Source organism: Amycolatopsis sp. cmx-4-61 (assembly GCF_046548775.1).
GTDB lineage: Bacteria > Actinomycetota > Actinomycetes > Mycobacteriales > Pseudonocardiaceae > Amycolatopsis.
The window spans coordinates 613,338-625,775 of sequence record NZ_JAEBEI010000002.1; the positions used below are offsets into that span (position 1 = coordinate 613,338).

At 68.5% G+C, this 12,438-nt stretch carries 12 protein-coding genes; 6 read left to right on the forward strand and 6 right to left on the reverse strand.

What is annotated here, in order from left to right; genetic code table 11:
- Positions 1 to 65: 65 nt before the first annotated feature.
- Positions 66 to 1,073, forward strand: coding sequence for an amidohydrolase family protein (locus ACLJOU_RS11365; RefSeq protein ID WP_410566223.1), 1,008 nt, complete (start codon positions 66 to 68; stop codon positions 1,071 to 1,073).
- On the opposite strand, the gene ACLJOU_RS11370 is transcribed toward ACLJOU_RS11365, so the two are convergent.
- Positions 1,061 to 1,381 (reverse strand): hypothetical protein, encoded by a 321-nt coding sequence (locus tag ACLJOU_RS11370; protein ID WP_410566225.1) that lies wholly within the window; start codon positions 1,379 to 1,381, stop codon positions 1,061 to 1,063. The genes ACLJOU_RS11365 and ACLJOU_RS11370 overlap by 13 nt on opposite strands.
- Positions 1,382 to 2,808: 1,427 nt before the next feature.
- On the opposite strand from ACLJOU_RS11370, the gene ACLJOU_RS11375 reads away from it, so the two are divergent.
- Together ACLJOU_RS11375 and ACLJOU_RS11380 are read left to right on the forward strand one after the other, a co-directional pair.
- The gene (locus ACLJOU_RS11375) at positions 2,809 to 3,120 is read left to right on the forward strand and encodes an SDR family oxidoreductase (protein ID WP_410566702.1); all 312 of its coding nucleotides are present in this window, start codon (positions 2,809 to 2,811) and stop codon (positions 3,118 to 3,120) included.
- A gap of 273 nt (positions 3,121 to 3,393) precedes the next feature.
- Positions 3,394 to 3,744 carry a YcaO-like family protein gene (locus tag ACLJOU_RS11380; RefSeq protein WP_410566703.1) on the forward strand — a complete coding sequence of 117 codons (351 nt, stop codon included), beginning with the start codon at positions 3,394 to 3,396 and terminating at the stop codon, positions 3,742 to 3,744.
- 257 nt (positions 3,745 to 4,001) lie between these two features.
- Here ACLJOU_RS11380 and ACLJOU_RS11385 read toward each other — a convergent pair whose 3' ends face one another.
- Positions 4,002 to 4,184, reverse strand: a complete 183-nt coding sequence (locus tag ACLJOU_RS11385; protein ID WP_410566227.1) for a hypothetical protein — start codon at positions 4,182 to 4,184, stop codon at positions 4,002 to 4,004.
- A 31-nt stretch (positions 4,185 to 4,215) separates the two neighbouring features.
- Here ACLJOU_RS11385 and ACLJOU_RS11390 point away from each other — a divergent pair, with 31 nt between their 5' ends.
- The 3 genes from ACLJOU_RS11390 to ACLJOU_RS11400 all read left to right on the forward strand — a co-directional run bounded on the left by ACLJOU_RS11390 (position 4,216) and on the right by ACLJOU_RS11400 (position 7,427).
- Positions 4,216 to 4,413, forward strand: a complete 198-nt coding sequence (locus ACLJOU_RS11390; protein ID WP_410566230.1) for a hypothetical protein — start codon at positions 4,216 to 4,218, stop codon at positions 4,411 to 4,413.
- A gap of 293 nt (positions 4,414 to 4,706) precedes the next feature.
- Positions 4,707 to 5,864, forward strand: a complete 1,158-nt coding sequence (locus ACLJOU_RS11395) for a helix-turn-helix domain-containing protein (RefSeq protein WP_410566233.1) — start codon at positions 4,707 to 4,709, stop codon at positions 5,862 to 5,864.
- Positions 5,865 to 6,362: 498 nt separating this feature from the next.
- Entirely contained in the window at positions 6,363 to 7,427 is a 1,065-nt protein-coding gene (locus tag ACLJOU_RS11400; protein ID WP_410566236.1) for a TetR/AcrR family transcriptional regulator, read from the forward strand.
- A gap of 63 nt (positions 7,428 to 7,490) precedes the next feature.
- Here the strand turns inward: ACLJOU_RS11400 and ACLJOU_RS11405 are convergent, their stop codons facing one another.
- From ACLJOU_RS11405 to ACLJOU_RS11420, 4 genes are all read right to left on the reverse strand, one after another.
- Complete coding sequence (locus tag ACLJOU_RS11405) at positions 7,491 to 8,690, reverse strand: serine hydrolase domain-containing protein (RefSeq protein ID WP_410566239.1); 1,200 nt, start codon at positions 8,688 to 8,690, stop codon at positions 7,491 to 7,493.
- A gap of 244 nt (positions 8,691 to 8,934) precedes the next feature.
- The gene (locus ACLJOU_RS11410) at positions 8,935 to 10,062 is read right to left on the reverse strand and encodes a serine hydrolase domain-containing protein (protein WP_410566242.1); all 1,128 of its coding nucleotides are present in this window, start codon (positions 10,060 to 10,062) and stop codon (positions 8,935 to 8,937) included.
- Positions 10,063 to 10,486: 424 nt separating this feature from the next.
- Entirely contained in the window at positions 10,487 to 11,137 is a 651-nt protein-coding gene (locus ACLJOU_RS11415; RefSeq protein ID WP_410566245.1) for a response regulator, read from the reverse strand.
- Positions 11,125 to 12,381, reverse strand: a complete 1,257-nt coding sequence (locus ACLJOU_RS11420; RefSeq protein WP_410566248.1) for a sensor histidine kinase — start codon at positions 12,379 to 12,381, stop codon at positions 11,125 to 11,127. The genes ACLJOU_RS11415 and ACLJOU_RS11420 overlap by 13 nt, the downstream gene beginning before the upstream one ends.
- Between the last annotated feature and the right edge of the window lie 57 nt (positions 12,382 to 12,438).

The following is a 12,438-nucleotide window of genomic DNA, read 5'->3' on the forward strand; positions in this document are numbered from 1 at the left end:
GAATTCCTCGACGGCGTGCTCCGCCACGCCGGCTACACCCTTAACTCCGCACCCGAGGAGCAATCATGCGCATGCTGTTCACCGGCGGCGCCGCCGTCACCATGGACCCGGCCCTCGGCGACCTGACACGCGGCGACGTACTGATCAGCGGCGAGCACATCGTGGCCGCCGGGCCCGATCAGCGCGACCACCCGCAGGCCCGCGGCGCCGGGATCGTCGACACCACCGGCCGGATCGTGAGCCCGGGCTTCGTCGACACCCATCGGCACACATGGCAGGCACAGCTGCGGCGCAGCATCCCCGACGTCACCGACCTCGGCGCCTATGTAACGAGCACCCTCGCCCGCATCGCCCCCGCCTACCAAGCGCACGATGTCTATGTCGGGACCCGCCTCGCGGCCCTGTCGGCGCTGGACGCCGGCATCACCACGATGCTCGACTTCTCCCACAACGCGCGTACCGCCGCCCACTCCGACGCCGCGATCCAGGCACTGGTGGACACCGGCATCCGAGGCGTACACGCCTCGATGGCTCCCCACTTCGGCGACTGGGACCAGCAGTGGCCACGCGACGTGCACCGGCTGCACGCGGCGCATTCCTCGGGAACTGGGGATCGGCGTCAGTGTCGACGCCGTGTTCGGCGCATCGTCATCGACGGCGATCCTGGGCTGGGCCCGCGACGGGCTGCTCGGCCCGCACGTCACCCTGATCCACTCCACCGGACTCACCGCGGAAACCTGGCGGGCGATCGGCGACACCGGCACGACAATCTCGCTCGCGCCGACCTCCGACGCCCAGATTGGCCTGGAAACCGCGATACCGGCCATCGACGAGGCGCTGGCGGCCGGGGTGCGCCCTGGTTTGAGTATCGACGTGGAGGTGGCGTTGGCCAGCGACATGTTCACCAGATGCGGGCGCTGCACGCGATCCAGCGGATGCGGGCAGTCAACGGCGCGTACGGCACGGACGCCGAACCGCCACCCGCGACGTGCTCGACTTCGCCACCCTGCAGAGTGCGCGCACCATGGGACCAGGTCAGGCCGCCGCCCGCCCAGCGTAATCAGCGCACGTAGGTGCAGCCCGTCGCCAGCAGGGAGCCGTCGGCCTGCACCCGGTACGCCGTGCAGCTCAGCGTCGCCGGGCCGAGCCCGACCAGCAGTATGTCCAGGCCGACGAGCCGCCACGCGTACAGCGAGCCGATCCGGAACACGTACGGCGCGCCTTGGTCCGGGAAGCCGGCACACGAGGCCGGAATGCCCACTGCGTTGAACGGGTAGAGCGGCTGTGTCGCGCTCGGGCAGCTCGTCGTGGTCGTGGCCTGGGCCGGGGGCGCGACCAGGCCGCACCACGTGACCAACCCCAGTGAAACGATTGCCGTCAAGCGCCGCATTCCCATCCCGCCGCCCTCCCCTTCGATCCCCTGACGATATCCCGGTCGAGAGCGACTCGAAATGGGACATCCGGGCGACGGGAATGACGCGCGGTGAATTTGTCAGCTTTTTGTCCCGAATCCGGAACCGGCCGCCCCGGCCCAGTTCCGCGCGCACCGCCGTCAGCTGCGCCGCTGTCGGCGGCGTGGCCGGTTCCGCGATCACCGCGAAGTGCAGGCCCGGCGTAGCCCAACTGCACCGGTCCCCACCCGGGTCACCGACGCCACGTCCGTCACCACCGTCGCGTTCATACCCGCCGGGACGCACAGCTCCGTCGGTGCGCCCGAAGCCGTTCCCTGCCACGCCAAGACGCCGTACCGCCCGTGCAAACCAACGCCGTCGTCGCCGGCAACGTCGATGGGATCCGGTTCCACGTCAGCGTCTGGCTGCCATCGCGGAAGCGGTGCACGTACGTGAACGCCAGCATGTACCCCGCCACCGCGGCCGGGTACAGGCAGTCCAACAGCCGCGTGTCCTGGCGCAGCCGGACCGTTCCGTCGTCCACCGTCCGGCAGGCGCTACCAGACCGACGGCGACGCCGAGTCACCACCTGACTCTCGGTCACGGCTACACCCTCGACCCCGAGGACGCGCAGCAGCCGCCCACCCGTCCCCGGTCCGGGCGCGCTACATAGCCGAAGCCAAGGCTGACCCGTTCGTCCTGGAGCTCGACGACGAGCAGCAGATCAAGATGACCGCGCCGGGCAGCCGACCAACGTTCCCCGTCACCACGGGGAACGTTCCCGGTCTCACTCCCCCACCGCGACCGCCATCGGCGCCCTCCCCCACGTTTGCCTGCCGGCATCAGGCGTGCGGCCAGGACGACAGGATCACGTCGGCCATCGAGTCGGGAACTTCTCAGCGAAGTCGCGTCCAGCGTCGAAGACGTGACGTGGTGGGCAATCAGCTAAATGAGGGACTCGTTGCGGCGTTCTCCAATGAACAAGAAACCGCCGAATGCCAGCACCGGGACAGAGCAGCAGTGCATGCACTCCTCGAGTGCGGCGGAACTTGTGGCGGGTTTTGTGCACGTCATCCGTCGCCGCATAGGGCGTTATACAGGCGACGCGGGGAACACCGCCTACCCGTGATCCGGTTCTCCGATCATCATCGGGCCAGGCAACTTACGGACCGCTCCCATCACGACGAGCGGTCCACACTCGCTTCACTTCCTCGCGACGGCACCGCAAGACTCAGCCCGACCTTGACCCGTCCGGCTGTGATGCGGGAGCCGCCCGGCGGCGGTCTGCACGGTCACGAACTGGCCCCGTGCCGAGCCGGCCGACGAGCTGGATCCGGTATCGAATGTCCCAGTAGTTCATCACATACTCGGCTGACCTGCGCCGACGAGCTCCTCAGGGGGCAAATATGAGGCAGGCATCCCAACATGTGGCGAAACTGCAGGCGAGGTGGAGCCGACGGCTTCGGCCATCAACATCACCGACGAGTTGGCTGTGCAGGCCACAGTGACCGGGAGCCGGGCGGAGTTCGGAGCGAACGACTTCCTCGTGCATGCCGCCGACCTGCTCGGCGCCGTACCCGACCTCCTGACGACGCCGACCGCCGAGTTCGCCCGGGTGATGGCGATCAACGCCACGGGAGCGTTCTCCGTGCTGCGCGAGGTTGGGTTGATCATGCAGGCCCAGCGGTGCAGTTCCATCGGCGCGGTGGCCTCGGTTGCCGCGAATTAGCCCCGCACCGGCGACGGAGGGGCCGGCGGCGCACCACCCACCTGTCCGAAGTTCACTCTCACGGTCAGCCCCGAACCAGAGCCACCCGACACACCACCGTTGACGATCACGCCTTGATCCGAAGCAGTCTGTGACAGAACGACTTGGTGACAACCGAGACCTTCGCGGCAGCGGCGTGCCCTCGCCGCTCAGCGACCACAACGCAGCCACTGCGACAGTAGACCGCCGATACCCGCGACCCAGCTCAATCCCTCCACCACCGGCCGAGCGCTACTGCCCTCATCACCCAGCCATGCGAGTAGCCCAAACCGCAACACCGCCACAGCCGCGGCGGGAGCAGTGGGCGAGTCCATCGAGCGCCACTGCGGCAACGTGATAGACCACTCCGTACTCACCTATGCCAGGAACGATGAGTTGCGTGACCGTGGTTATGCCGCCGTCGACCCGGACGAACGCGCCTTGTTCTCCCCGACGCAGCACGAGCACCCTGGGTTCCCGTTTCTGCCGTTCACCCCCGGGACCTGCCGGTCCAGCGGGTCGCGGGTACCTCGTTGGTCGGCGGGGAGCGGACGTTGGTTCCGGCTTCGCAGGTCGTCGTCAACGGGAACGCGGGCGGCGAGGTGATGGCCCCGCCGCTGCACCCGGCCTACCGTTCCGGGCTCTGCATCCGTTCTCGCCGCTTACAGGACAACCGGCTGAGACGCAGTGCTGGCTCTACTTGGCGGTGTGCGCCGAGCAGTCGTGTGGACACACCTGTGTCCGTGTAGTCGACCCGGCGACCAACAGGCCGGCCGCGTGTGCGGCGCACACCGCACACGCGGCCGGATCAGTGTTCGTGTGTCGCCACGAAAAAGTCAGAACCGACTTGTCCCGAGCGTCTCTCAGAGGATCCGGATCTGGTCGATCTTCACTCCCCCGGGGTGGTTCGGCCACGTGAACGCGGTCCGCTTGGCGATCGGCGTCTCCGGCTGCCACCGCCCGTCGCCGTGCCACTGGACGCGGTTGTTCCCCGTCCACAGCTCGGTGATCCAGACGGGGTTCTTGAGCAGGGTCTCGATGCTCATCGCTCCCGCGTTCGCGAAACACAGAGTTCGAGTGGGGAAGTTGCTGGGATGCACCCTGACGCGCACGAAATCGGCGCTGTTGCAGGAAACCCCGTTCATGGCCGACGCGGCGCCGGCCGGAATCGCCGCGGTCATCGCGGCGATTGCCAGCCCGGTCAACGTCGACCTTCTGGCGATGGATGTGAACTTTCCGGACATGCGAACCTCCGCGGTACGAACTTTTCCTTGAAAGGAAACTTCGGCGAATTTGCCGACACCAATATCGTAGTGAAAGATTCGACAAGAGGACTACGTACGGCGCTACGACATCGGTCGCTGTGGAATCGGAGATCCGCACAAAAACTTGTAGGAAGTAGTGCCTGCTGTACCCCCCGACGGGTGGCTGCGGGAATGTGCGCTGGCGCTGTTGGCTGATGTGCTGGTCCGCGTCGTGAACGCTCCCCGGCGAGGTTCCCTGGGCGTCGCCCGGACCGGCGGCCGCAGCCAGGTGCCGACCCGCTGGGCAAGGTGAGGAGTCAGGCAATGTTCGACCCGCGTGAGGACCAACTCGCGTTGGTGGCCAAACGGTTGCTGGAACAGGCCGAGGAACTGGTGGCCGCGCAACTGCGAGTGACCGATGAGATCGGCTCGTACGGCGGGACTCCCCATGCGGAGATTCGTCCGTCGGCGCACCGTAACGTGGTCCGCGTGGTTGCCGCCCTCCGCGGCGAGGACCCCTTGTCGCCCAGTGTGGCCGAGGATGAGCAGGAGACCGGGCGTCGCCGGGCGCTACAGGGCATACCCGCCGCGGACGTCCTGGCCGCTTACCGCAGCTGCACAGCGTTGCTGCGCGACGAATTCCTCCGGATCGCCCGGGTTGAGGAAACGCCGTCCGACGCCGTGCTGCTCGGTACCCAGCGGATCTGGCAGCTCGGCGATCACTACAGCACCGAGTTGCTCGCCGGTCACCGCAAGTCCGAACTCGGCTTGACCCGCAGCCGCCGGCAGCAGCGGACGACGCTGCTCGGCCGGTTGCTGGAGGGGATGCTGACGACCGACCAGGTGGTCGCGGCCGGGGCCGGGTTCGGGCTCGCCGCCGACGAGCGCTACTGCGTCTTGCGGGCCCGGTCCGTGAGCACCGACCCGTTCGCCCTCGCCGACCTGCTGGAACGTGCGGCCGGTGCGCAGGACACGGTTTTGGTCGGCACCTACGGCGGGGACGTTGCGGCCGTGCTTTCCGGGCCCCTCACCGGCGGCCTGACCGACGACGTCACGATCGGCCAGGCCGGCCCGATTCCCCTGTCGCGGTTGCGCGCCGGATTCGCCGAGGCCACGCAACTGCTCGCGGCGGCCGCCAGGTTCGGCCGCCGCGGAATCGTGGACCGACCACGGATGGCGCTGAGACTGGCGGTGGCGAACGAACTGGAGCTGGGCCGATACCTTCACGCCCGCTACGTCGAACCGGTCGAGGCGGAAAGCGGCATCGGCGAGGCCTTGCTCGCCAGCGTCGAGACGTATCTGTCCAAGCGACGGTCGATTCCCGAAGCCGCCGCTGCGCTGTCCGTCCACGTCAACACCCTTCGATACCGGCTCGAGCGCTTCACCGCGCTGACCGAAGCAGACCTCCAAGACACCGAAGTCATGTTCGAGGTGTGGTGGGCCCTGCGATACCGCGCCTTGTGCGGCTCTTCCCCGGCCTGAGGAAGTAGTGCCTGCCGTACCTCGGAAGGGGCGGCTGCGGGAGTGTGCGCGGCGCTCTCGGCTGATGTGCTGTTCCGCTTCGTGCACGACCGGGATCGATTCTCGTCACTTTTCTTCAACGAGGTTCCAGGAGTGTCCCCCGACCGGCATCCGCGCCTTCGTCCGCGGCCACGCCCTGATCACTTTCTTCGTGCTCGCCAACGGGCTCAGCCGGGCTCGGGTGGTTGCCGGACATCCTGTCCCAGAACGGTCTCGGGGTGATCGGGCTGCGTGTCCCCGTCGTGCTCGGCTCCGACCACATACCCGGTGTCCTGCCCGGGGCCTACCTCGTCCCAGTCACGGCCGCGTTCATCGTGACCGCACCGCCGGCGGCCGAGCCGGGCTGCACCACTGGGCGGGCCGGCTCTTCCGGTGGCGGGTCAACTGGCACCGGTACGCCGGAATCCTCACCGCCGTGCCGGCCATCACCTGCTCTCGACCCTGGCTCTGCCGGGCGCCGTGAACGACACGCGGACGCCGAGCGCCGCCATCTTGATCGCGTACGTGCCGATTCTCGTCGCCCAGTTCTTCACCACCGCGGTCGCCGAAGAGCCTGGCTGGCGGGACTTCGCGCTGCCCGGCTGCAACGCCGGCACGACGCCACGACCGGCACCGTCGTCCTCGGCCCGTTGGGGGCATGTGGCACCTCCCGCTGTTCCCGACTCACTGGGGTGGCTGGACGTCACCTGGTGGCAGCCGATCGAGTTCGTCGTCGCTTGCGTGCCCATCAAGATGTCATGGGCGGGCGACGCGGGAATGTTCTCCCGCATCCACCCGATGTTCACCGCATGCAATTGCGCCGCCGTAGCCGAGTGTGAGGACGGGAGTGCCGACCACAGGACCGGAACCGTCCGCGGCAGCTCCTTCGATGATCCCGGCAGCTTCGAGACCGATGTGGCCGGACCCTTCTCCGTCGTGCGCCTGCCTTTGCGCGAGCGGAAGAAGTGGCGCAGCAGGGAGGCGTTGATCGAGGCCGCGCTGGACCTGTACGGCCGGCACGGTTTCGACCGGGTGACCCTCGACGACCTTCGCGAAGCGGTCGAAGTCTCCAAGCGGACGTTCTCCGCCAAGGAGCACGTCGCGATGGCTCCCTACGAGGATTTGTGGAGGGCCTTCCTCGTCGATCTTGACGCGCGGGCCTCTCACGACGAACCCGGCCGGCCGGTCTTCGACGTGCCGCGAAGCAGCCTCCTGACGGCATTGGCCGCCCTGAACGACGGCAAGACCACCGATCGGAGCCCGTTGCCTCTACTTCTGCCGTCAGACCACGGAAGCCGCGCTGGAGACCCTGCGGCGGTGGGACGGCTTGACGGACCCGGCAGACCTGCGGCCAGTGCTCGCTTTGGACGTTCTCGTCGCGGCGTTCCAGCGCGCCGGCGCCGGCGGGGCGGTGCACCGGCCGGACGCCGGTGTAGCCGGTTCGTCCGCGGAGGAATCTCTATTCGCGGGGACCGCGCGGGCATTGTCGGCCCAGGCCGCCCACTCCATGGGCGACGGCCGCGCGTGCGGGGCGTTCGACGCTGACGGGCCGGTGTAGTGGTATGGCCACCGCACCGGCCCGTGAGGGAGAATCAAGTCGCTGGGCCGCTATTTGGCGGCGCACAGGGCCTTGTCGAAAAGGGCCAGAACTCCGTCCAGGAGAAACTTGTCGTCGTTCGTCGCGGCGATCGTGACCGCTCGGCCGTCAGTAGTGATCGCGGCGCGGCTCTGGAAGCCATCGGCGTCGCCGCCGTGACCGTAGGCGGTGATCCCGCAGCTGAGCTTGAACTCGATAGTGCCCAAACCGTAGCGCCATCCCGCAGGAAGGCCCGGCGCCTCCACCGTCTTGCGCATCTTCGCCAGCAGGGCGGGCTTGACCAACCGACCGTCCTGCAGCGCAACCAGGAATTTGTTCACGTCACTCGGGGTGGCGATCAGCTGCCCCGCGGCACCGGCGATCGAGGGGTCGAACCGGGTGATGTCGATCAGCTTGCCGTCGATCAGCTTGTCGCTGGCGTCTCTGAGCAACAGGTAACCCTGGGGGTGCGGTTCACGGATACCGCGCTCACCGGGGCCCGGGTAGTAGGTCTCCGTGAGCCCGATCCGGTTGATGATCCGGTCGGTGACCACTTCGGCGAAGGGCCGCCCCGTCACCTTCTGCGCCACGAGACCGAGAAGCACGTAACCGGGGTTGCTGTACGACCACACCCTGTCCGTCCCCGGGGGGAACGTCGGCGGCTGGGCCAACGCCGAGTCCAGCAGTTCCCGGGGTTCGAAGAACCGGTCCTTGATCGGCAGGATTCCCCCGGACAGCAACGTGTAGTTGTCGATCCCACTGGTGTGCTGCAGCAGCTGCTCGATCGTGATGTTCCGGCCATCGATCCCGGCACCGGCACCGGTTCCCCGCACCACACCCGGCAGGAACTTCTCCACCGTGTCGTCCAACGCGAGCTTGCCCTCGCCCACCAACTGCATGATCACTACAGCGGTGTACATCTTCGTGTTGCTGGCGATCCGAACGTAACCGTCCGACGGCACCGGCGACTTCGTCCGGATGTCGCCGACCCCGGCGGTGTAGTTGGTCACCCGCCCATCCCGGCTCCGGATCGACATCAGTGCCCCGGGGATCTGCCCGTCACTGACCAACGCGTCCAGACTGGACTGCAGCGCCTTGTCTCGACCTCTACCCTCCACCACACCCGCCGACGACACACCCGTGACCGCAAGACCGGCAGCGGCCATCACGACCGCCGCCACGGCCACACCGGCCCGGGTCCGGTGCGCCGGACGGCTGAAAACATTCCACACGAGAGACTCCTAGATCGGACATGTCACACTGACTCGCCCAGTCTTGCCACTGCCCCCAGCGCTGACGATCCCGTGTACTGCCCAGAACTGGTACAGCCAGCACTACCGCGCACCGGCGCCCGGTCGACCGGGCTTCACCGGAGACACGACGGCAGGCCCCGGGTTCAGAGCGTACTCAGCTCGTGCCTCGGGTCCTGCCGTCGTGTGCTTTCAGGCGTGCGCGCCGGTTTCCCTCAGCCGGGTGTCACTTCGCGCACAGCGCGGCGTCGACGAGTGCCGCCCGTTCCGCATCGACGGACTGGTCGTTCACCGACCCGGTCAACGAGGTGACCACGACGGTCGCCGCGCGACCGTCATCGGTGGCTCCGTCGGCGGTCGAGAAGCCCGGGATGTCGCCGCGATGACCCCACGCGACACCGCCGCAGCTCAACGAGATGCTGAACAGGCCGAGCCCATAGCCCCGGCCCAGTTGCGGGTCCGTCGGGATGGTGGAACGCATCTGGGCCAACTGGGCCGGCTTGAGCAGCTTCCCGTCCAGCAGCGCGCGCAGGAACGAGTTGATGTCACCCGGCGTGGAGATGAGCTGGCCGGCGCCCCAGCCCCAGCTCGGGTCCATCTGCGTGAAGTCGACGAGCTTTTCGGTCGCTGGATCGCGCTGGTAACCGCTGGGGTGCGGGCCACGGATTCCCTCTTCGCCGACCCCGGGCACGTACGTGTCCCGCAGGCCGATCCGCTGGATGACCCGGGTGGTGACCAGTTCGTTGAACGGACGACCGGTGACCCGCTGGGCGATCAGACCGGCCAGGACGTAGTTCGTGTTGCTGTAGGACCAGCCGCCGCCGGAAGGCCTGCCCTCGGCGGCGTTGGCCAGATCCACCAGTTCGCGAGGCTCGAGGTAGACGTGCTGGTACGGAAAAAAATCGCCCATGGTCTTGAACATCGAATCGGTGTAGTCGGGCAGGCCGCTGTTGTGCTGCAGCAGTTGGCGAACCGTGATCTTGCCGGCGTCGATGCCCCTGCCCCGCACCAGTCCCGGCAGGTAGGTCTCGATCGATGCGTCGAGCTCCACCTTGCCCTCCCCGACGAGCTGCAGCACGACGACGGAGGCGAACATCTTACTGGCACTGCCGATCCGTACCCGGCCGTTCGCCGGCACGTTCGCGCTGGTCCGCAGGTCACCGATCCCGGCCGTGTAGGAGCGGGTCGAGCCGCGACGGTCCCGGACAGCGGCCAGTGCCCCCGGGTGCCTGTCGACACCGACGAGCTTGTCCATGCGCTGCTGGATCGCGTCGCCGTGAGTCTCGGCCTGCGCGGTCGGAATCGGGCCGGCGAACGCGAGACCGCCCACAGCGACCACCGCGGCCGCCGTCACGGTGACCACACGACGACGCCGCGAGGACGTAGGCCGATCCTGTCGAGGTGGAGAGGTGAACAAGGCAGACAGCTCCTATGCTCCGGCAATACGTCGGTACTGTGACGTCGGACCGCTTGAGTCTGCGCATCTCCACCAGAGTTATCCATCCAGCCTGCTGGACAAACGAGGTGATGTGGCGTCGTCGGCGTCTTGTCGGGGCGAGTTCGAAAGGCCTCCGGCAGACGGTGCGGCGGCCGGACCCGACGAGCCGGGCCTGGTCAAGGAGTGGCTCCCGGAGCCGCAGCCCCGGTGTCAGCAAGCTCCGCCAGTCGCCTGGCACGTCGTCGCAGGCCTGCCATTCGCCGGCTGTCCACACCGGAAAACTGGTCTGATCGGCGCACCGGTGAATACGCGCGCTACCCACTCGGGAGTAATGCCCGGATTACCGCGACGCTTCCAGGTAACGCAACACGGCGGCGACCCGGCGGTCGGTCCGGTCCTCCGGGGTGAGCCCGAGCTTGGCGAAGATCCTGCGGATGTGCTTGTGGACGGCACCTTCGGTGATGAAGAGCTTTTCGGCGATTGCCGTGTTGCCGAGGCCCTCGGCCATCAGGGCGAGCACGTCGAGTTCGCGGGGGCTGAGCAGGGCCAGCGTGCTGTCCGGCCGGGACCGGGCGAGCAGCTGGCCGATCACCTCGGCGTCGACGGCCGTGCCGCCATCGGCGACTCGGTGCAGCGCGGCGAGGAACTCCTCCACCCGGCCGACGCGTTCCTTGAGCATGTAACCGAGCCGCGCAGAACCGTGTGTCAGCAGTTCAGTGGCGAATGCCTGTTCGACGTACGCGGAGAGCACGAGCACGGCCAGGCCCGGTTGTCGGCGCCGGGCCTCGACGGCGGCGACGATCCCCTCGTCGGTGTGTGTGGGCGGCATGCGTACGTCGACGATCGCGACGTCCGGCCGGTGCTCGTCGACGGCGGCGAGAAATGTGCCGGGGCCGTTGGTCGTGGCGACCACATCGAGGCCTTCGGCGCGCAGCAGCAGCGCCAGCCCTTCGCGCAGCAGGGACTCGTCCTCGGCGATCACGATCCGCACGGCAGCTCCACGTCCATTGTCGTCGGCCCACCCGGCGGACTGGTGAGCACGAAGCGGCCATCGTAAGCCTCGATACGCCGGCGAATGCCGCGGAGCCCGGAACCGCCCTTCTCATCCGCGCCGCCGCACCCGTCGTCGGTGATCCGTAAGTGCAGCCGGTCCTGCTCACGCCGCACCGTGACCGCGGCTGAGGCCGCGCCACTGTGCTTGACGACGTTGGTCAGTGCCTCGGCGACCAGGAAGTACGCGGTCGCCTCGACGGACACCGCGCACCGGCCGGGCACATCCACCTGCAGCTCGCACGGCACGGCGCACGTGCCCGCGAGCCCGGCGAGCGCCGCGCCGAGGCCCCGGTCGTCGAGCACCGGCGGCAGGATGCCCCGGACCACCGCCCGCAACTCGGCGAGGGCCTGCTCGGTGGCCTCCTGTGCGCGTTCCAGGATGTCCGCGACCGCGGCCGGATTGCGGTCCGCCGCCCGGCGCGCGGCCCCGATCAGCACGTTGACCGCGACCAGCCGATTTTGGGTGCCGTCATGCAGTGACCGCTCGATGCGGCGGAGCTCGGCGGTGTGCGCGTCGAGGGCCGCGGCGCGCGTGGCGGTCAGCTCGGCCACGCGCAGCGATAAGTCGGCGTCGCCTGCCGGGGTGAGCAGCCTGCGTCCGGGCAGCGCCTGGAGCTTGGCGATGCCGGGGCCCAGGCCGATGAGGACGGCCGCGAACCCCACGCCGACCAGCCATACTCCCAGCGCGTCGGCGAACCCGTCGATCCGCCACCCGATGAAGCCCGGACCGCCGGCGTCCGGGTCGATCGCCCAGTACCAGAGAGGGAATGTGCCATTCTGGATCGCGTACACCGGCAAGAGGAACCCGGCGATACTGAGCAACAGGCCCACCGTGCCGTGCACGCTCACCCAGGCCAGCTCACGGCGGACCTCGGGGTCTCGGAGCGCTTCCCGGATGGTCGCCGGCAGCGGCGGCGGCCCGATCACGGCCGGCCCCCAGCGGGTCAGCCGGGCCCGCTCCCGGTTGGCCACTGCGCGGTTCACCCGGAACACGGTCGACGCCAGCAGCAGGCCGACGCCGAGCAGGCTGGCGGCGGCCACCATGGCCAGCCACACCAGGGCCACGAAAGCCAGCAGCGAGGTGCCAAGGCCGCCGACGATGTGTTCGACCGCGGTGACGCCCGCGCGCAGCCGCTCCGTGAAGTAGCCACGCCAGGTCGTAACGCCGGTCTTCCGCGGCATAGTTCACCTCCCCGCTGCGACGATAGGTGACCGCCGGGCGGTTGGCCTCGCCGCTGG

What these genes read in the sequence shown, in the direction of transcription:
- ACLJOU_RS11365 (WP_410566223.1), top strand. Translation starts at nt 66, where the DNA reads ATGCGCATGCTGTTCACCGGCGGCGCCGCCGTCACCATGGACCCGGCC.
- ACLJOU_RS11385 (WP_410566227.1), bottom strand. Translation starts at nt 4,184, where the DNA reads ATGAGCATCGAGACCCTGCTCAAGAACCCCGTCTGGATCACCGAGCTG.
- ACLJOU_RS11395 (WP_410566233.1), top strand. Translation starts at nt 4,707, where the DNA reads ATGTTCGACCCGCGTGAGGACCAACTCGCGTTGGTGGCCAAACGGTTG.
- ACLJOU_RS11420 (WP_410566248.1), bottom strand. Translation starts at nt 12,381, where the DNA reads ATGCCGCGGAAGACCGGCGTTACGACCTGGCGTGGCTACTTCACGGAG.